General features: G+C 71.1%; 16 protein-coding genes. 1 reads left to right on the forward strand and 15 read right to left on the reverse strand.

What is annotated here, in order from left to right; genetic code table 11:
* Positions 1–6: 6 nt before the first annotated feature.
* The 9 genes from dacB to ACH4YL_RS04480 form a co-directional block, all read right to left on the reverse strand.
* Positions 7–1,611 (reverse strand): D-alanyl-D-alanine carboxypeptidase/D-alanyl-D-alanine-endopeptidase, encoded by a 1,605-nt coding sequence (dacB, locus tag ACH4YL_RS04440; RefSeq protein ID WP_398505588.1) that lies wholly within the window; start codon positions 1,609–1,611, stop codon positions 7–9.
* A 137-nt stretch (positions 1,612–1,748) separates the two neighbouring features.
* Complete coding sequence (locus ACH4YL_RS04445; RefSeq protein WP_398504738.1) at positions 1,749–2,408, reverse strand: response regulator; 660 nt, start codon at positions 2,406–2,408, stop codon at positions 1,749–1,751.
* Positions 2,405–3,766, reverse strand: coding sequence for a sensor histidine kinase (locus ACH4YL_RS04450; RefSeq protein ID WP_398504740.1), 1,362 nt, complete (start codon positions 3,764–3,766; stop codon positions 2,405–2,407). Before ACH4YL_RS04450 ends, ACH4YL_RS04445 begins: the two co-directional genes overlap by 4 nt.
* Before the next feature lie 76 nt (positions 3,767–3,842).
* Positions 3,843–4,664, reverse strand: a complete 822-nt coding sequence (locus tag ACH4YL_RS04455) for an NAD(P)H-binding protein (protein ID WP_398504742.1) — start codon at positions 4,662–4,664, stop codon at positions 3,843–3,845.
* Positions 4,665–4,736: 72 nt separating this feature from the next.
* A complete protein-coding gene (locus ACH4YL_RS04460; RefSeq protein WP_398504744.1) occupies positions 4,737–5,603 on the reverse strand; it encodes an alpha/beta hydrolase family protein in 867 nt (288 codons plus the stop codon).
* A 307-nt stretch (positions 5,604–5,910) separates the two neighbouring features.
* Complete coding sequence (gene kynU, locus ACH4YL_RS04465) at positions 5,911–7,113, reverse strand: kynureninase (RefSeq protein WP_398504746.1); 1,203 nt, start codon at positions 7,111–7,113, stop codon at positions 5,911–5,913.
* Positions 7,106–7,927, reverse strand: a complete 822-nt coding sequence (locus ACH4YL_RS04470) for a tryptophan 2,3-dioxygenase family protein (RefSeq protein WP_398504748.1) — start codon at positions 7,925–7,927, stop codon at positions 7,106–7,108. The genes kynU and ACH4YL_RS04470 overlap by 8 nt, the downstream gene beginning before the upstream one ends.
* Positions 7,928–8,016: 89 nt before the next feature.
* Positions 8,017–8,718, reverse strand: coding sequence for a DUF3152 domain-containing protein (locus ACH4YL_RS04475; protein WP_398504750.1), 702 nt, complete (start codon positions 8,716–8,718; stop codon positions 8,017–8,019).
* A 170-nt stretch (positions 8,719–8,888) separates the two neighbouring features.
* On the reverse strand, positions 8,889–9,302 hold the full coding sequence (locus tag ACH4YL_RS04480) for a DUF3151 domain-containing protein (protein WP_398504751.1): 414 nt from the start codon (positions 9,300–9,302) through the stop codon (positions 8,889–8,891).
* An 88-nt stretch (positions 9,303–9,390) separates the two neighbouring features.
* Here ACH4YL_RS04480 and ACH4YL_RS04485 point away from each other — a divergent pair, with 88 nt between their 5' ends.
* Positions 9,391–10,155, forward strand: coding sequence for a hypothetical protein (locus ACH4YL_RS04485; RefSeq protein ID WP_398504753.1), 765 nt, complete (start codon positions 9,391–9,393; stop codon positions 10,153–10,155).
* A 19-nt stretch (positions 10,156–10,174) separates the two neighbouring features.
* Here the strand turns inward: ACH4YL_RS04485 and ACH4YL_RS04490 are convergent, their stop codons facing one another.
* The 6 genes from ACH4YL_RS04490 to ACH4YL_RS04515 all read right to left on the reverse strand — a co-directional run bounded on the left by ACH4YL_RS04490 (position 10,175) and on the right by ACH4YL_RS04515 (position 16,566).
* The gene (locus ACH4YL_RS04490) at positions 10,175–11,656 is read right to left on the reverse strand and encodes an MFS transporter (protein WP_398504755.1); all 1,482 of its coding nucleotides are present in this window, start codon (positions 11,654–11,656) and stop codon (positions 10,175–10,177) included.
* A 50-nt stretch (positions 11,657–11,706) separates the two neighbouring features.
* Entirely contained in the window at positions 11,707–12,864 is a 1,158-nt protein-coding gene (locus ACH4YL_RS04495) for a MalY/PatB family protein (RefSeq protein WP_398504757.1), read from the reverse strand.
* Positions 12,865–12,987: 123 nt separating this feature from the next.
* The gene (fbaA, locus tag ACH4YL_RS04500; protein WP_398504759.1) at positions 12,988–14,010 is read right to left on the reverse strand and encodes a class II fructose-bisphosphate aldolase; all 1,023 of its coding nucleotides are present in this window, start codon (positions 14,008–14,010) and stop codon (positions 12,988–12,990) included.
* A gap of 219 nt (positions 14,011–14,229) precedes the next feature.
* Positions 14,230–14,778 (reverse strand): orotate phosphoribosyltransferase, encoded by a 549-nt coding sequence (gene pyrE, locus ACH4YL_RS04505; protein ID WP_398504761.1) that lies wholly within the window; start codon positions 14,776–14,778, stop codon positions 14,230–14,232.
* A 9-nt stretch (positions 14,779–14,787) separates the two neighbouring features.
* On the reverse strand, positions 14,788–15,579 hold the full coding sequence (locus ACH4YL_RS04510) for an aldose 1-epimerase (protein WP_398504763.1): 792 nt from the start codon (positions 15,577–15,579) through the stop codon (positions 14,788–14,790).
* 9 nt (positions 15,580–15,588) lie between these two features.
* A complete protein-coding gene (locus tag ACH4YL_RS04515; protein ID WP_398504765.1) occupies positions 15,589–16,566 on the reverse strand; it encodes an SRPBCC domain-containing protein in 978 nt (325 codons plus the stop codon).
* Positions 16,567–16,568 lie beyond the last annotated feature (2 nt).

The following is a 16,568-nucleotide window of genomic DNA, read 5'->3' on the forward strand; positions in this document are numbered from 1 at the left end:
TCGGTGTCAGTCCTCCCGCCGCGCGGCCGCGTCCTCCTGCAAGTACGCGGAGATCATCGCGAGGTCGTTGGCGATGTCCAGGACGCCGTTGACATCGGTCGTCGGTGTGGAGGCCCCGTTGACTCCGGCGAAGAAGACGTCGAAACGGCCGTTGCCCTTGTCCAGATAGCCGGCGATCGTGATGGCGCCGACGGCCAGCCGGTTGTTGAGCGCGTCCAGCCCGACGGCCGCGCCGGTCTTGGCGAACACCTTGCCGCGCGCGGGGCAGTCGGTGCAGTTGTCGGCCAGCAGTCCGTCGACGCCGAGGATGGGCAGCGCGTTCCGGAAGACCTCCGCCTCGGGCGTGCGATGCCAGTACGTCAGCATCTGCACCACGGCCTTGGGTGTGGTCCGGTCGACGGGGTTGCCGCCACGGCCGTCCAGGAGCTGCACCTGCTTGCGGTCGACGCCCGCGCGGTCCAGGAAGTCGGCCAGCACCGGGAAGCCGTCCATGCAGTCCTTGCTGCCCTTCGCGACCGCCATCAGGCAGATGGCGAGGTTGCCGCCCAGGTTGTGGCTGACCTTGAAGATGAGCTTGGCGTACTGGGCGTACGGCGGAGAGGTGAACAGAGCCACGCGCGGCCGGCCCCGGTACGAGCCGGGGAGCTGACCGACCGGGTTGGCACCGGTCGGATTCGCGGTCACCGCCACGCCGGCCCGCCCCAGCGCCTCGATCAGCGCGGTGCGACCGAAGGCCGCCGGATCGGTGATGGGCGACACCTTCAGGGCCGATTCGGAGCCGGCCGCGATGGTGCCGGACAACTGGATCCGCGTGCCGTTCTCGGAGGTCGTCACCTCGATGTCGGTCGGCTCCCCCGCCGCCACGGTCCGCACGGTCGACGTGACGCGGTACGGGGCCACCTGCGGCCGCCAGTCCAGCCGCGCGAGCGCGCCCGGGCGGGCGCCGGGCGTGGTCAGCAGGTCGATGAGATTGTCGTTGATGATCAGCGGGGTCGGGACGGGGTCGAAGACCGGCTCGGGCTGGAAGAGCCGGTTGTCGACGATCACGTTCCCGTCGACGCGGGTGATGCCGGAGTTCCGAACCTGCCGGGCGATCTGGTTGATCCCGGCGAGCGGGTTCTCCGGGGTGAGCGTGGCTCCGGGGAAGGAGTTGGCGTACGTGTGGTCGAGGTCGGTGTAGTCGACCGTGCCGTCGGGGCGGGTCCTGCCACCCATGGTCAGGTCGCCCTGTGCGACGAGGTCGAGATCGCCGTCCAGGGTGCTCCCGCGCCGCTCGCCGACCGCGTAGACCGGCGTCCGGAAACGGTGGTCGCCGCCGAGGGTGTTCCACGCTCCGGAGGTGCCGAACAGCTTGGCCACCGACCCGGGAATGAAGAACTGCTCCGCGAACTGGCTGTGGACGACCCGCCCGCTGTCCGGGTCCTGCTGGAGCAGGCCCCACTGGGCGTTGGGGTAGTCGGGCTTCTGCATGATCTGCGTGATGCGCGGGTCGAGCCGCTCCGAACCGCCGTCCTCGGACGCTGCCGTGCCCGCCGTGAGGGGCACGAGCAGCAGGGCGGTGATTCCGGCGACAACGCGGCGCCGGAACGATCCGGAGTTCTTTCCTCGCATCACGCAATGCCCCGTTCGTCGCACCGGTGTCCTGCCCATGCGTCAGGTATGAACCGGGTGCGGCTGCGGGTGTGCCCGGCGCGGACGGTTGTCGCCCGATCGGCACAGCGCATTCCCCGGAATGCGCTGTGAGAACGTCAGCCGGGTGTCACCAGGCGTGCCTCGTACGCGAAGACCGCGGCCTGCGTCCTGTCCCGCAGGCCCAGCTTCACCAGCACCCGGCTCACATGCGTCTTGATCGTCGACTCCGCCACCACCAGGTGCGACGCGATCTCCGCGTTCGACAGGCCCTGGGCGATCAGCACCAGCACCTCCGTCTCACGCTCCGTCAGGTCGCCGATCTGAGCCAGCGCCGGCTGCCTCGGGTTCTGGGAGAGCTTGGAGAACTCCGTGATCAGGCGGCGCGTCACCGTCGGGGCCAGGAGCGCCTCGCCCGCGGCCACCACCCGGACCCCGTCCGCCAGTTGGCGCGCCGACGCATCCTTCAGGAGGAAGCCGGACGCTCCCGCCCGCAGCGCCTGGTAGACGTACTCGTCCAGGTCGAAGGTGGTCAGCACCAGCACCTTCGAGTCGCCGTGCGACGCGACGATCTCCCGCGTCGCCTCGATGCCGTTGAGTTCCGGCATGCGGATGTCCATCAGGACCACGTCCGGCGCGAGTTCGGCGACCTTGGTGACCGCCTCGCGGCCGTTCACCGCCTCGCCGATGACCTCGATGTCGGGCATCGCGTTCAGCAGGACCGAGAAGCCCTCGCGGACCATGACCTGGTCGTCGACGACAAGAACGCGGATCGTCATGACGGCTCCTCCGTGGTGGTGACGGTCTCGGTGGCGGCGGCCACCGGGATGAACGCGGTCACCTCGTACCCGCCGTCCGCCGTCGGCTCCGCCGTCATCTCGCCGTTGAGCATCGTCACCCGCTCCCGCATGCCCGTGATGCCGTGGCCCGCGCCCGGTGACGGCTTGACCAGGCCCTGCGGCGGCGTGTTCACGATCCGCAGGCCGAGTCCGCCGAGCACGTACGAGACCTCGACCTTCGCCGACGCGCCCGGCGCATGGCGCAGTGCGTTGCTGAGCGCCTCCTGGACGATCCGGTACGCCGAGAGCTCGACGCCCTGCGGCAGCGGCCGGACCGCGCCGGTGATCGTCTTCTCCGCCTGCAGGCCCGCGTCGCGGACGTTGCCGAGCAGGTTGTCGAGGTCGTCGAGCACCGGCTGCGGAGCGTCCGGGGCCTGGTAGTCCTCGGCCCGTACGACTCCGAGGATGCGGCGCAACTCGGTCAGCGCGGCCACCGCGTTCTCCCGGATCGTGGCGAACGCCCGCTCCAGCTCCGGTGGCGGGTTCTCGACCCGGTACGGCGCGGCCTCCGCCTGGATCGCCACCACCGACATGTGGTGGGCCACCACATCGTGGAGTTCACGGGCGATCGTGGTGCGCTCCTCCAGCAGCGTGCGCTTGTCGCGCTCGACGGCCGTGACGGTCTGCTGGGCCGCGACCTCCTCCTTGGCCTCGCGGCGCACCTGCCACACGGTCACCACGAGCAGGACCAGCGCGGAAACGAAGAGCATCTCGGGAACGTTGGCGCTGCTGCCCTGGGAGAGCATGACCTCCGCGAGCAGGCCGTACGCGGCGGTGAGCAGCCACATCCAGGCCGCGGTGCGCGGCCGGGTCCGCATCGCCACCAGGGTCATCACCGCCAGGTGCGACACAAAACTGCTGGGCGCCCATGGCCAGTCGTCCGAGTAGCCCGAAGCGACGCTGACGACCGGCGTCGACGCCATCGAGAGCCACCAGGCACCGACGGGCCTGAGCAGCGTCATCAGCACGGCCGCCGCCGGCGCGAACCCGAGCAGCACCAACGCCGCGCCGGCGCCCACGTCGCCGGCGGCGGTCGCCAGAAGCATCGTGAACAGCGCCAGGACGACGACCGCGGCGTGCGGCATCCAGGCCGCCCAGTCGCGTATCCGGCCCGGGAGCCGCCGGGTGATCGGCCCGTCAGTGCGCCTCCGCGGCAGCGGCCGGTAGGCGAAGGCATCGGTGAACAGGTCCTCGCGGAGGCCGCTCAGGGCGCCCACGGCCAGGCGGTACTCAGGGCTGCGGTTCATCTCGGTCACGTACAGAACGGTAAGCGGACGGACGGACGCGGTCGTCAGCATCGCTGCGGATCCTGCCGCGTCCGTCCTGAGTACTACCTGCCGCTACCTGCGGTACTTCCTGGTCGGGCCGCACTTCTCAGGGGCGGAAAGCGTCCCCGTGCTCCGCCGCCCACTCCGTGAAACTCCGCGCCGGCCGTCCGGTGACCTTCCGCACGGTGTCCGCGACGGTCCGGCCGACGAGCGGCGTGTTTCCGTACGCCTCCAGCAGGAAGCCGATCACGTCCTCCTGCAGGCCCGAGGCCCGCCACTGCTCCACCGCCTCGGCCTCGGTCAGCTCGACGAGCGCGATGTCCTTGCCCCGGGCCTTCGCGAGGGTGCCGACCTTGTCCTGCATGGTCAGCACCTCGGGCCCGGTGATCACATACGCCTGGCCGCCGTGACCGTCCTCGGTGAGCGCGACCGCGGTGACCGCGCCGATGTCCGCTTCGTGGACCATCGCGCTGAGCCGGCCGACAAACGGCTCGCGCACCTCGTCGGCGATGCGGATGCCGTCCGCCCACTCCAGCGCGTTCGACATGAACTCGACCGGCATGACCACGGTCCACGCGATGTCACCTGCTCGTACGGCGTCCTCCAGCGCACTCGGGCCGCCGCCGTGCAGCACGGTGATCCTGCGTACGCCCGCCTCCCGCGCGAGCTGAACGATCCGCGGTCCGCTCTCCAGCGGCGCGAAGTACGGGCCGCCGAAGGTGATCAGATGCAGACCGGTGACGCCTTCGAGTGCGGCGGCGAGCGTGTCGGGCTCGGTGAGATCGCCCTGGACGACCTCGACGCCGGCGGGGAAGTCCGCCTTGGCGGGGTCACGGGTGAGGGCACGGACGGAGTGTCCACGGCGGAGAAGCTCCGCGACTACCTGGCGGCCAACGGTTCCGGTTGCTCCGGTCACGAGATTCGTCATGGGAAGAACGTAGAAGGGCTTGCGGTCAGCTTCTGTCCGCAAGCCGGAGCCTCTTCAGGACGCGAGCCGCCTTCAGAACGCGAGCTGCGCGATCTCCTCCGCCACCACCGCGCAGGCGTCCGCCGCCGGGTCGATCAGCGGAAAGTGCCCGACTTCTTCGAGGAGGGTCAGCCCGACGGTCTCTCCGGCCTTCGCCGCGGCGTCGACGTACGCCTCCGAGACGGCGTACGGCACGACGATGTCGTCACGTCCCTGAACCACCGCCGTCGCGATACCGGTCGGCAGCAGCGCCGCCGGATCCGTGTGCGCGCTGCGCGCCGAGAACTCCGCCTCCGGGCCGAGGAGTTGGCGCACCGCGCCGCCGCACACGTCGAGCTCCACGGCCTGCGCGAAGTCCGCGATCGGCGCGAGCGCGACCACGCCGCGCAGCGCGGGCGGCGCGGGCAGCCGCCACGGCGAGCCGACGGGCAGGACATGTCGGGCCGAGGCCCACAGCGCGAGATGGCCGCCGGCGGAGTGGCCGGTCACCACCATGCGCCGTACGTCGGCCGCCGGCAGCGCCTCCCGCGCAAGACCCGGCAGCGCGTCCATGACGGCGGCGATGTCGTCGAAGGTCTCCGGCCACCGGCCGGCGGGCTGCCCGCCGCCCTGCTGCGGAATCTCGGTGCCGCGCCGGTACTCGACATTGGCGACCGCGAGCCCGCGCCTGGCCAGGAAGTCCGCGAAGGGAGTCACATGCCGCCGGTCGTAGGCCGCGCGCCAGGCGCCGCCGTGCAGCAGGACGACCAGCGGCACACCGGTCTGTCCGCCGCGCGGCGCGTAGAAGTCGACGACCTGGTCCGGATGCTCGCCGTACGCGGCCGATGCGTCCGGCGCGACGGCGGGATGCGAAAAAGCCGACTCGGCCTCGGCGGCATCACGGGCGACGGGGTCCGGCATGCGGTTCCAACCTTCCTTGGGGCCTGTCCGGCCGGTCCTGCCGGGCTCGCGTGCCCTGGCACGCACATCTGCCGCGTTGTCGTCGGTCGCCATGGCTCCGCCATGACTCCCTCCTCCGCCTTGCAGCTGCACGCACCAGACCCCGCTCACTGATCCGGCCTGTCCGGCCGGACAGGCCCTCACAGTCGCGTAGTTGACCTGACCAGCGGGGACGGTACCAGTCCCCGCAGGTGCGGCCTTCGGCCGCGTGGCCTCGAACTCCCTGGTGCAGTCCGGGGAGTCCGAGGCACGCGTCCGGCCGGAGGCCCTACGCGGTGTCCGGCGCCAGGACGGCCGCCAGTACCGCCGCCGCGCGCTCCGCGTCCGCGAAGCCCACATACAGCGGTGTGAATCCGAAGCGCAGCACGTCCGGCCTGCGCAGATCCCCGACCACGCCCTGCTTGATCAGCTTCTCCATCACGGCCGGAGCGTCCGCGCACCGCAGCGCGACCTGGCTGCCGCGCTCGGCATGCTCCGCGGGCGTCAGCGAAGTGACGCTGCCGCGAGGCACATACGCCTCGACGCACTCCAGGAAGAAGTCCGTCAGCGCCAGGCTCTTCGCCCGTACGGAGTCGACCGAGACCCCGTCCCAGACGTCGAGCGCCGCCTCCAGCGCGAGCATGGACAGGATGTCCGGCGTGCCGACCCGGCCCCGGATCGCGCCGTCGGCCGCCGCAAACCCGCCGGTCATCGCGAACGGGTCCACATGCGAGTTCCAGCCCGGCAGCGGGGAGTCGAACGCCTGCTGATGGCGCTCGGCCACGTACAGATACGCCGGTGAACCCGGGCCGCCGTTCAGGTACTTGTAGGTGCAGCCGACCGCCAGGTCCACGCCGTGCCCGTCCACGCCGACCGGCAGCGCGCCCGCGCTGTGGCACAGGTCCCAGACCGCGAGCGCGCCGGCCTCGTGGATCGCCGCCGTCAGCGACGGCAGGTCGTGGAGCCGGCCCGTGCGGTAGTCGACATGGTTGACCAGCGCGACGGCGGTCTGCGGGCCGAGCGCGGACGGCAGGTCGGCCGGCGCGACCGGGACCAGCCTGCGGCCGGTCATCCGGGCCGCGGACTCGGCGATGTAGCCGTCCGTCGGGAACGTCGTGGCGTCGACCACGATGTCCGTACGCGACTCGTCCGCGTTCAGCCGGACCGCGCCGACAACCGCCTTGAACACATTGACGCTGGTGGAGTCGCCGACCACCACCTGGCCCGGCGCGGCGCCGATCAGCGGTGCGATCCGGTCGCCGATCCGCTCCGGCGCGGTCCACCAGCCGCTCTCGTCCCAGGAACGGATCCGCAGCTCGCCCCACTGCCGGTTCACCACGTCGGCGACCCGGCCCGGCACATGCGCGGGCAGCGCGCCCAGCGAGTTCCCGTCCAGGTAAACAGTGTCATCGAGGGCGAACAGCTTGCGCAGTCCGGCCAGTTCGTCTGCGGCGTCCAGCGCCGCGGCCCGTGCGGCCAGGGACTCAGACATGGCTGCGCGCCGTCCACAGCTCGGGGAAGACGTTCTTACGGGCCCGCTTCTCCAGCCAGGCCACGCCCGCCGAACCACCGGTGCCCGACTTCGAGCCCATGGCCCGCCGGGTCGCCGACAGATGGTCGTTGCGCCATCGCCACACCAGCTCGCCGACATCGGTCAACGCCTCGCCGAGCCGCACCAGTTCGGAGTTCTGGTCCTTCTCGCCGTAGACCGCGGCCCAGACCTGCTCGATCTCGGCCGACGGCTCGTACCGCTGCGAGAGATCGCGGTCGAGCACCGCCTGCGGGACGGCAAGACCGCGGCGTGCCAGCAGCCGCAGCACCTCGTCGTACAGGCTCGGCTCCTGCAGCGCCTTCTCCAGCTCCGCGTACACGCGCGGCGCACCGCGGTGCGGCACCAGCATCGACGCCGACTTCTCGCCGAGCAGGAACTCCATCCGGCGGTACATCGCGGACTGGAATCCGGAGCCCTCGCCGAGCGCGCTGCGGTACGAGTTGAACTGCGCGGGCGTCAGATGGGCGAGCGGCTTCCACGAGGCGTTCAGCGCCTCCAGCTCCCGCACCGACCGCTTCAGTGCGTCCATCGCCACCTGCACCTTGTCCTCGCGCAGGGCGCTGGTCGCGGTCTCCCACTCGTGGACGATGACCGTGAACCACAGCTCCATCACCTGCGTGGTGACCAGGAAGACCATCTCGCCCGGGTCGTCCGAGAGCGGATGCTGGAGATGGGTCAGGACGTCCGCCTGGACGTAGTCCTCGTACGGAGTGGTGCCCGCGAAATCAAAGTTCGGGGCCGCGTCATCAGACATTGCTGTCTCCTCAGACGTGTCCGGGTAGCGGTCCGCCCCTTCCTGTTGGTGTGGGAGCCCCGGTCCCCACCCGCATCATAAGCCGCGGATCAGCCGACGGCCGGACCTGTGAGATACGTCCCGTCCTTGCCGTACGGCCAGGCATTGGAACGGCAGCCGTCGAGCCCCTTGATCTGCTGCATCATCACCGGCGCGGGCCTTCCGGGACCCGGACAGCCCAGGTGCTCGCGGATGCCGATCTCGTGGCCGATCTCGTGGTTGATGATCAGGTGCCGGTACTCGGCGGGCGTCCCGTCGAACGTCGGCGAGCCCAGCGTCCAGCGGCGCAGATTCACCACGACACCTTCGCCCGTCTCGCAGTTCAGCTCGCCGCCGGTGTCGAGGCCCTGCTTGCGGCAGAGCGCGTCCGCGGTGTCCGGAGTGGCGATCCTGATCACGAAGTCGGCGTCGCCCGGACCGCCGGAGCCGCCGGTGTCGCCGGTGTCGCCGGAGACCAGCTGGAAGGTGCCGCGGCCGTGCGCGGCCCAGCTCTGCGGATGCGCGAGGATCTTGTGGATCTCGGCCGCCGCGGTGTTCGCGGAGAGGCCGGTGCCGTCCTCGACCTGGACGCGGTAGCGGCGCAGAGGGCCGGAGCCGACCGGATCGCGGGAGGTCTCGGCGGTGGTGAAGGTGCGGTCACCGGAGGAAGGGACGCCGTCGTCCGGCGCGGACTTGTCCGAAGACCCGTGCCATTGCGCGAGCGCACCGCCGACGAGCAGGAGTGCGGCAACTGCCGTGCCGAAAAGCACCATTGGGTTCCGGGCCGGCTGCTTGCGGCCCGCGTGTTTCCGGGCCTGTTTTCGTGCTTCTTTCAGGGCCACACGACTCTCCTGTTGCTCCAGTGACGGCCGAAGGCCCGTACCGCTCGTACAGACGAGCGATACGGGCCTCAGGTTCAGTCCTGGATCAAGTGAGCCCTGGATCAGCTGAGCGTGTCCGCGGCGGTCTCGGAGGAGTCGCGGAGGAACTTCGAGCAGCGCTCGTACTCCTCCTGCTCGCCGATGGACTGCGCGGCGCGGGCGAGCGCGTGCAGGGCGCGCAGGAAGCCGCGGTTCGGCTCGTGCTCCCACGGCACCGGGCCGTGGCCCTTCCAGCCGCTGCGGCGCAGCGCGTCGAGGCCGCGGTGGTAGCCGGTTCGCGCATAGGCGTACGACTCCACGACACGGCCGTTCTCGAAGGCGTCGTCGGCGAGCCGGGCCCAGGCCAGGGAGGAGGTCGGGTACTTGGCGGCGACATCGGCCGGAGCCGTCCCGGCCGCGAGCAGCTCACGCGGCTCGGGGTCGTCGGGCAGGTGGGTCGGGGGCGGTCCCCCCAGCAGATTTTCATGGATGGCCATGGGTTCCAGTGTCACAGGTCGGTGCGGAATCCGTGGAAGCGGTACGGGGGGTGTACGCCGGAGGCGATCATCCTTTTTCATGGGGAGGATGAGGGGTGCGGGGAAGGCTGCGGTGGCGGGGGCGGTGCTCTTAGCGGGCCTGCTGGCGGGTTGCGGCGACCGGGGAGAGTCCGGCCGAGACGAGTCCTGGCGTGCGCCGACGACGCCACCGTCGCTCTCGCCGCCGGCCACACCGTCGGCCACGTCCACCAGCGCCTCTCCGTCCGCGTCCGCTTCCGCTTCCGCTTCCGTTTCCGGGACGGCCTCGCCGTCGGGCAGCGCGACGGCCACAGGTCCGGCGACGACGCCGGGCCGCCCCACCGCCACCGGCGGCTCCGGCGGCTCCGGCGGCGGCCACGGGAGTGGCGGTGCAGGCGGGACCGGCGGCGAGCCGGAGCCGCCCGTCGCGCCCCCGCCGCCTTCCCAGGAGGCGCCCGCCGGCGGCACGGACGGCTTCCCGTACGACGGCAACCTCTGCTCGTCCGCCGACCACGGCCCGTACCTCCAGGTCCTCGGCGGCTCCGGCTCCGGCAGCACGGCCAAGGTCACCGCGCGGGAGGGCCGCTTCAGCTGCGACGGGGACGAGCCGCGCTGGAAGGCAACGGGCGGGACGACGACGTACCCGCTGAACCCGCAGGCGCACATCACGGTGACGACGCCGTTTGTGAAGGCGGGGCAGCGGAAGGCGATCGGCTCTGCCGAGTTCCTGTCGAAGGTGAACGCGGCCGCCAAGAACCGGGTCCTGGTCTTCCACTACCAGACGGACCCGGAACAGCTCTGGATCTTCAACCAGATCGACCCGGCGCAGTACTAGCGGTACGGGGAGGGGAGGACTAGGCCGTACTGGGCCCGGGCCGCGGCTCGCCGGCCGGCCCCGCCCGTTCCGGCGCAGTCTCCAGCGGTGGCGCGACCACCCCGCAGTTCACCCTGCACTCCGGCCGCGGCCGTCCGACCTCCAGGGCCGGGCGGCGGACCGACGACCACGCGATCAGCGACCCGAGCAGCAGAATCCCCGCACACATCGGCATCGCCCGGCGGAACGTCTCGTTGAACTCCGTCGCCGAGCGGTACGCCTCCGGGCCCATTCCGGCCAGCAGCGGCAGCGCCGCCACCGCGATCAGACCGGCCGCGCGGGCCGCCGCGTTGTTGATGCCGCTCGCGAGACCCGCCCGCGCGGTCTCCACCGACGCGAGCACCGTCGCGGTCAGCGGCGCGACCAGGGTCACCATGCCGAGGCCCATCACCAGCAGCGCGGGCAGCACATCGGCCAGATACGACGCGTCCTCGCCGACGCGCAGCATCAGCAGCATGCCCGCGGCGCAGAACAACGGCCCCACCGTGAGAGGAATCCGTGGCCCGATCCGCTCACCCAGCTCTCCCGACTTCGCCGAGAACAGCAGCATCAGCACGGTCGTCGGCAGCAGCGCCGTACCTGCCTGGAGCGCCGAATACCCCGCCACGACCTGCAGTTGCAGCGCCGCCAGGAAGAAGAACCCGCTGAACGCGGCATACACGCACACCGTCACCAGATTGACCGCGGTGAACTGCCGGGACTTGAAGATCGACGGCGGCAGCATCGGAGCGGGCCGCCGTCGCTCGACCACCACGAAGGCCACGCCGACAGCAACGCCGGCGATCCCGGCCCACCATGACTCGTCGATCAGGCCGTAGGTCACCAGCGCCAGGCTCAGCGCGCCCAGCGTCGCGCCCAGTACGTCGAAGCGGCCGTGCGCGGACGGGTCGCGCGACTCGGGGACATGGCGCAGGGCCACCGGCACGCACAGCGCGGCCACCGGCACATTGAGCAGGAACACCCAGCGCCAGCCGGGCCCGTCGACCAGCCAGCCGCCGACGAACGGGCCGATCGCCGCGCCGATGCCGCCGAAGCCGGACCACAGTCCGACGGCCTTCGCCCGGTCGTCCGGATGGAAGCTCGCCTGGATCAGCGCCAGCGACCCGGGTGTGAGCAGCGCACCGCCGACACCCTGTAGAGCGCGGGCGACAATCAGTACGGAGGCGTTGGGCGCCAGTCCGCACAACAGCGAGGCGAGCGCGAACCAGACCACGCCGAGCACAAAGATCCGCCGCCGCCCGTACCGGTCGCCGAGCGCACCGCCGAGCAGGATCAGTCCGGCCAGCGTGAGCGTGTACGCGTTCACGATCCACTGGAGAGCGGCGAGGTCGGCGTTGAGATCGTCACCGATGTGCGGCAGCGCCACGTTGACGACGGTCGAGTCGAGGAGCGCCATGCTGGACCCGAGGACGGTCGTCAGCACCACCCATCGCCCAGTGCGCGAGGCCAGCCGGATGTCCATACTGCGCATCCTCCCCGTACCGGGGTCGGCAGGCCAGCGCACGGCCGCGGTCAGGTCAGCCGCGTCAGCGCCCGCACCAGCGCGTCGACGCCCGCCTCCGCCTTGCTCCTCGGACAGCCCACGTTGAGGCGGACGAAGCCCTCCGCGCCGTACACCGTGCCCGGCATGATCGCGACCTTCTCGCGCTCGATCAGCTCCCGCTGCAACGCCGCGTCGTCGACGCCGAGCGGCCGCAGATCGATCCAGGCGAGGTAGCCGGCCTCCGGCGGGCTCCAGTTCAGGCCGAAGGCGGAGTCGAGCTTCTCGGCGACCATCCGCAGATTCCCGGCCACATACGCGCCGAGGGCGTCCAGCCACGGCCCGCCTTCGCGGTACGCGGCGATGTGCGCGGTCAGCGACAGCACCGCGGGCGAGGCCAGGCCCTCGCCGGTCTGCATCCGGCGCAGAAACTCCGCATGGTCCTCCGGATCGCCGATGATCCCGTACGAGCCGCTCAGCGCCGGGAAGTTGAAGGCCTTGGTGGCCGAGGTGACCAGCGCCCAGCGCCCGGACCCGAACCGCGTCCACGGCAGATGCCGCTGCCCGCCGGCCACGAACTCCGGGTGCACGAAGTCCGCGTGTATCTCGTCGCTGACCACCGCCACGTCGTACGCCGCCGCCAGCCGGGCCGTCTCGGTCAGCTCGGCCTCGGTCCACACCCTGCCGGTCGGGTTGTGCGGCGAACAGAGCACCAGCACCTTGCTGTCCGGCCTGGCGAGCTGCCGCTCGAGCGCGGCCATGTCACCGGCCGGCGCGCCGCGCAGATCCCGCCCAAGGCCGGATATCGCCTTCAGGAAGCCGTCGTACGTGGGCGTGTGGACGACCACGCCGTCACCGGGTCCTGTCCACATCCGCAGCAGCTGCGAGAGCTGGTTGAGCACGGACGGCGCGTACACGATCCGCTCGGTGTCGATGTCCGTGCCGTACCGGCTGCCGAACCAATGGCTCACCGCGGACAGGAAGTCCTCCTGCCGCCAGTCCGTATAGCCGAACACACCGTGGGCGACCCGGCGCTGGAGCGCGTCGAGCACCTCCGGCGGGGACGGGAAGTCCATGTCGGAGATGGTGAAGGGCAGCAGCCCGTCCGCGCCGAAACGCCTCGCGGCCCCGTCCCACTGCACGCACCAGGTGCCGCGCCGGTCGACGAGCATGTCGAAGTCGTACGTCATCGTTGCCTCCGTGCATGCGGAGCGGGCATCCGGACAGCGGGCATTCGGCCAGCCCGCTTTGGGGCAGCCGGACAGAACGAAGGCCCGGCACCTGGAGGGGTGCCGGGCCGTCGTGTGTATCGCTTACTTGAGCTTGGTGCCGGTGGAGCGCAGGGCCGCACAGGCCTCGGTGACGCGCTTGGCCATGCCGGCCTCGGCCGCCTTGCCCCAGGTACGCGGGTCGTAGGTCTTCTTGGAGCCGACCTCGCCGTCGACCTTCAGCACGCCGTCGTAGTTCTTGAACATGTGGTCCGCGACGGGGCGGGTGAAGGCGTACTGGGTGTCGGTGTCGAGGTTCATCTTCACGACGCCGTTCTCCAGCGCGGTGGCGATCTCCTCGGCGGTCGAGCCGGAGCCGCCGTGGAAGACGAAGTCGAACGGGTCGGCCTTGCCGAACTTGGCGGCGACGCCGGCCTGCAGGTCCTTCAGCAGCTCGGGGCGGAGCACGACATTGCCCGGCTTGTAGACGCCGTGGACATTGCCGAAGGAGGCGGCCAGCAGGTAGCGGCCCTTCTCGCCCAGGCCGAGGGCCTCGGCGGTGCGGATGGCGTCGTCGACGGTGGTGTACAGCTCGTCGTTGATCTCGTGCGTGACACCGTCCTCCTCGCCGCCGGTCGGGGTGATCTCGACCTCGAGGATGATCTTCGCGGCGGCGGCCAGCGCGAGCAGCTCCTGGCCGATGGCCAGGTTGTCGGCGAGGGTCTCGGCCGAGCCGTCCCACATGTGCGACTGGAACAGCGGGTTCCGACCGGCCGCGACACGCTCGGCGGAGACCGCGAGCAGCGGACGTACATAGCCGTCCAGCTTGTCCTTCGGGCAGTGGTCCGTGTGCAGCGCGACGGTGACGTCGTACTTGGCGGCCACGATGTGCGCGAACTCGGCGAGCGCGACCGCGCCGGTGACCATGTCCTTGTTGTGCTGGCCGCCCAGGAACTCGGCGCCCCCGGTCGAGATCTGGATGATGCCGTCGCTCTCGGCCTCCGCGAAGCCGCGCAGCGCAGCGTGCAGGGTCTGGGAGGAGGTCACATTGATGGCCGGGTAGGCGAACTTGCCTGCCTTCGCCCGGTCGAGCATCTCGGTGTAGACCTCGGGGGTTGCGATGGGCATCTGTCCGCTCCTTGTGATGTGCGGGTGGGCGATATGGGTGGCCCTGACCTGGGGGGCGACGTCATCGTCGGCGCCCATCTTTCCAGACTCTCGGCCCGGCTCCACCCCGCCCGGTCTGCGGGCATGCGAGAGGGGTTGACTGTTTCACGTGAAACGATCAACCCCTCACCATTTTCGCAGGTCAGACCCCTCAGAAAAGGATCAAGCCGACGATCGGGATCAGCCGAGACCGAGCTCGTCCAGCGAGTACGCGTAGAGATACGGCACCCCGGCCGTGCCGCTGATCTTCTCGCCCGCGCCGGTCGCCCGGTCCACGATCGTCGCCACCGCGACGACCTCGCCGCCGGCCTCGCGCACGGCCTCCACCGCGGTCAGCGGCGAGCCACCGGTCGTGGAGGTGTCCTCGACGACCAGGCAGCGGCGGCCCTTGATGTCCGGGCCCTCGACGCGGCGCTGCATGCCGTGCTCCTTGGCCGCCTTGCGTACGACAAAGGCGTCCACCCGCTGACCTCGCGCCGCGGCCGCGTGCAGGATCGACGTCGCGACCGGGTCGGCGCCGAGCGTCAGCCCGCCCACACAGTCGAAGTCCAGCTCCGCCGTCAGATCGGACATCACCTGGCCGACCAGCGGCGCGGCCGCGCCGTCGAGCGTGATCCGGCGAAGGTCCACGTAGTAGTCGGCCTCAAGACCCGAGGAGAGGGTCACCTTGCCGTGCACCACGGCCTTGTCCTTGATCTGCTGCAGCAGATCGGCGCGTACGTCAGTCATGCCATGAGCTTAAAGGCGACGCCACGCCCAGGTGGTCGCGATCTCCAGGGGCTCGATCGGGGTGACGAGGACAGGGTGGGTGTTGAGTCCGTTCGGCGGGCCCGACTGCGGCTCCACGCACACGGCCTCGTCCTGCTCGTCATAGACCACGACCCACTCGGCGCGGCTGCTGACGGTGAGCTCCAGCTGCTGCGGCCAGGTGAGCGTCACCGAGACGCCGTCGGGCATCCCGAAGCAGTCGTCCCACGGGCTGGGACGCATCGGAATGCGCCGCCCGGTCGGCAGATGGTTCTCGCCGCGCTCCTCCTGCCACTCGGGCGTGAAGTCGATGCGTACGTCCTCGCCGCCGAGGCTGCGCCGGAACCAGGGGTGCCAGCCTGCCTGGGCCGGGAAGGAGGTGTCGTACGTCTCGATGCCCATGGTCAGCGTCAGCGAGTCCTCGGCGAGCGCGAAGGTCTGCGTGACGAGCCCGCTGTACGGCCAGGGCTCGGCGAGGTCGTAGGTGAACGCCGCCTCGTCCTTGCCGGCCCGGGCGGTGCGCCAGGCGCTGTCGCGGCCGGTGCCGTGGATGGCGTGCGGCGGTGAGTCGAGCGGGAGTTGATGTTCCACGTCGCCGTTGCGGAACCGGCCGTTCTCGACCCGGCCGCACCAGGGGACCATCGGGAACGAGCCGTACCGCTCGCCCTGGCGGAGCACCTCGGTGCCGCCGATGGTCAGGCTCGCGACACGGCAGCCGTTGTGCGGGTGGACGGTCAACTCGATGTCGCCGGCGGCCAGCCGGACGCTCTCTTCGCTACTCACACGACGACATTACTTGCGACGGCGCAGTACTCGCCCCACGACCACTGCGGAGGCGATCGCCAGCGCCGCGGCGGGCGCGATCCAGCGCAGGGTCACACCCGCGGAACCCGCTTCGGCGGCGGGCACCGGCGCGTAACGGCCGCGCGGAGGGGCGTGGTCGACCTCTTCGGCGCTGCGGCCGATCATGGTGCGCCGGGCATGGGCGGCCTCGGCGGGCGGCTCGTCGGGAACCGCGGGCAGTTCGTCGACGTCCTCGACATCCTCGGCGTCGAGGGCGTCGAACTCCTCCTCGGCCAGCTCCCCGAGAGGCGGCGGCGGCACGGGCGCGTCGAAGACGCCGGAGCCCGAGGCTTCGTCCTCCTGATCGTCTCCGTCCGCAGCGTCGGCATCGGCATCGGCACTCACGGAACCCGGTCCTTCGGTCCCTGCGGGCTCCTCCTCCGCGTCCACCAGCCCGAGCCGCTCGGCGTCGTCCACGCTCACCGGCCCCGGGCCCTCGCTCCCGGCCCGGCCCTCAGGCTCAGGCTCGGCGGCGGCCGGCTCCGGCTGCGGCTCCGGCTCCTCCACCGTGGCCACCAGCGCCCCCGCGAAACGATCCAGCAGACGGTGGGCCGCCAGCTCCGTGGACTCCGGGGCCAGCTCCGCCGCGCGGCCGTCAGCCTGGCTCGTGGCACTGAAGGTGAGCGTCGTGCCGCCCTCCGACTCCACCGGCCGGATCGTCAGCGACACCTTCGCCGAGCCCGAACCGCGGGCCTCGACTCCCTCGCTCTCGACCGCGAAGACCTCGTCCTGCTCCACGATCCGCAGCGCGCCGCGGTAGGTGATCGTATGTCCACCGATGCGGACCTTCAGGCGGCCGGAGAGCGGGCCCGCGGACTCGTCCGCGTCCTGCTGGAACCCGGGGATGCAGCGGGCGACCCGCGCGGGGTCCCGTAGCGCCTGGCGGACTGTCTCGGACGGAACCGGAACGAACACCTCATGCTCCATGG

It is taken from the genome of Streptomyces sp. NPDC020681 (assembly GCF_044334895.1).
Taxonomy (GTDB): Bacteria; Actinomycetota; Actinomycetes; order Streptomycetales; family Streptomycetaceae; genus Streptomyces.

Bases quoted from the DNA above. Each gene is read 5' to 3' on its own strand.
- ACH4YL_RS04495 (WP_398504757.1), bottom strand. From the start codon at position 12,864: ATGACGTACGACTTCGACATGCTCGTCGACCGGCGCGGCACCTGGTGC.
- dacB (WP_398505588.1), bottom strand. From the start codon at position 1,611: ATGCGAGGAAAGAACTCCGGATCGTTCCGGCGCCGCGTTGTCGCCGGA.
- ACH4YL_RS04485 (WP_398504753.1), top strand. From the start codon at position 9,391: ATGAGGGGTGCGGGGAAGGCTGCGGTGGCGGGGGCGGTGCTCTTAGCG.
- ACH4YL_RS04470 (WP_398504748.1), bottom strand. From the start codon at position 7,927: ATGTCTGATGACGCGGCCCCGAACTTTGATTTCGCGGGCACCACTCCG.
- ACH4YL_RS04445 (WP_398504738.1), bottom strand. From the start codon at position 2,408: ATGACGATCCGCGTTCTTGTCGTCGACGACCAGGTCATGGTCCGCGAG.
- ACH4YL_RS04480 (WP_398504751.1), bottom strand. From the start codon at position 9,302: ATGGCCATCCATGAAAATCTGCTGGGGGGACCGCCCCCGACCCACCTG.
- ACH4YL_RS04490 (WP_398504755.1), bottom strand. From the start codon at position 11,656: ATGGACATCCGGCTGGCCTCGCGCACTGGGCGATGGGTGGTGCTGACG.
- ACH4YL_RS04475 (WP_398504750.1), bottom strand. From the start codon at position 8,718: ATGGTGCTTTTCGGCACGGCAGTTGCCGCACTCCTGCTCGTCGGCGGT.
- ACH4YL_RS04455 (WP_398504742.1), bottom strand. From the start codon at position 4,664: ATGACGAATCTCGTGACCGGAGCAACCGGAACCGTTGGCCGCCAGGTA.
- pyrE (WP_398504761.1), bottom strand. From the start codon at position 14,778: ATGACTGACGTACGCGCCGATCTGCTGCAGCAGATCAAGGACAAGGCC.
- ACH4YL_RS04515 (WP_398504765.1), bottom strand. From the start codon at position 16,566: ATGGAGCATGAGGTGTTCGTTCCGGTTCCGTCCGAGACAGTCCGCCAG.
- fbaA (WP_398504759.1), bottom strand. From the start codon at position 14,010: ATGCCCATCGCAACCCCCGAGGTCTACACCGAGATGCTCGACCGGGCG.
- ACH4YL_RS04460 (WP_398504744.1), bottom strand. From the start codon at position 5,603: ATGCCGGACCCCGTCGCCCGTGATGCCGCCGAGGCCGAGTCGGCTTTT.
- ACH4YL_RS04450 (WP_398504740.1), bottom strand. From the start codon at position 3,766: ATGCTGACGACCGCGTCCGTCCGTCCGCTTACCGTTCTGTACGTGACC.
- kynU (WP_398504746.1), bottom strand. From the start codon at position 7,113: ATGTCTGAGTCCCTGGCCGCACGGGCCGCGGCGCTGGACGCCGCAGAC.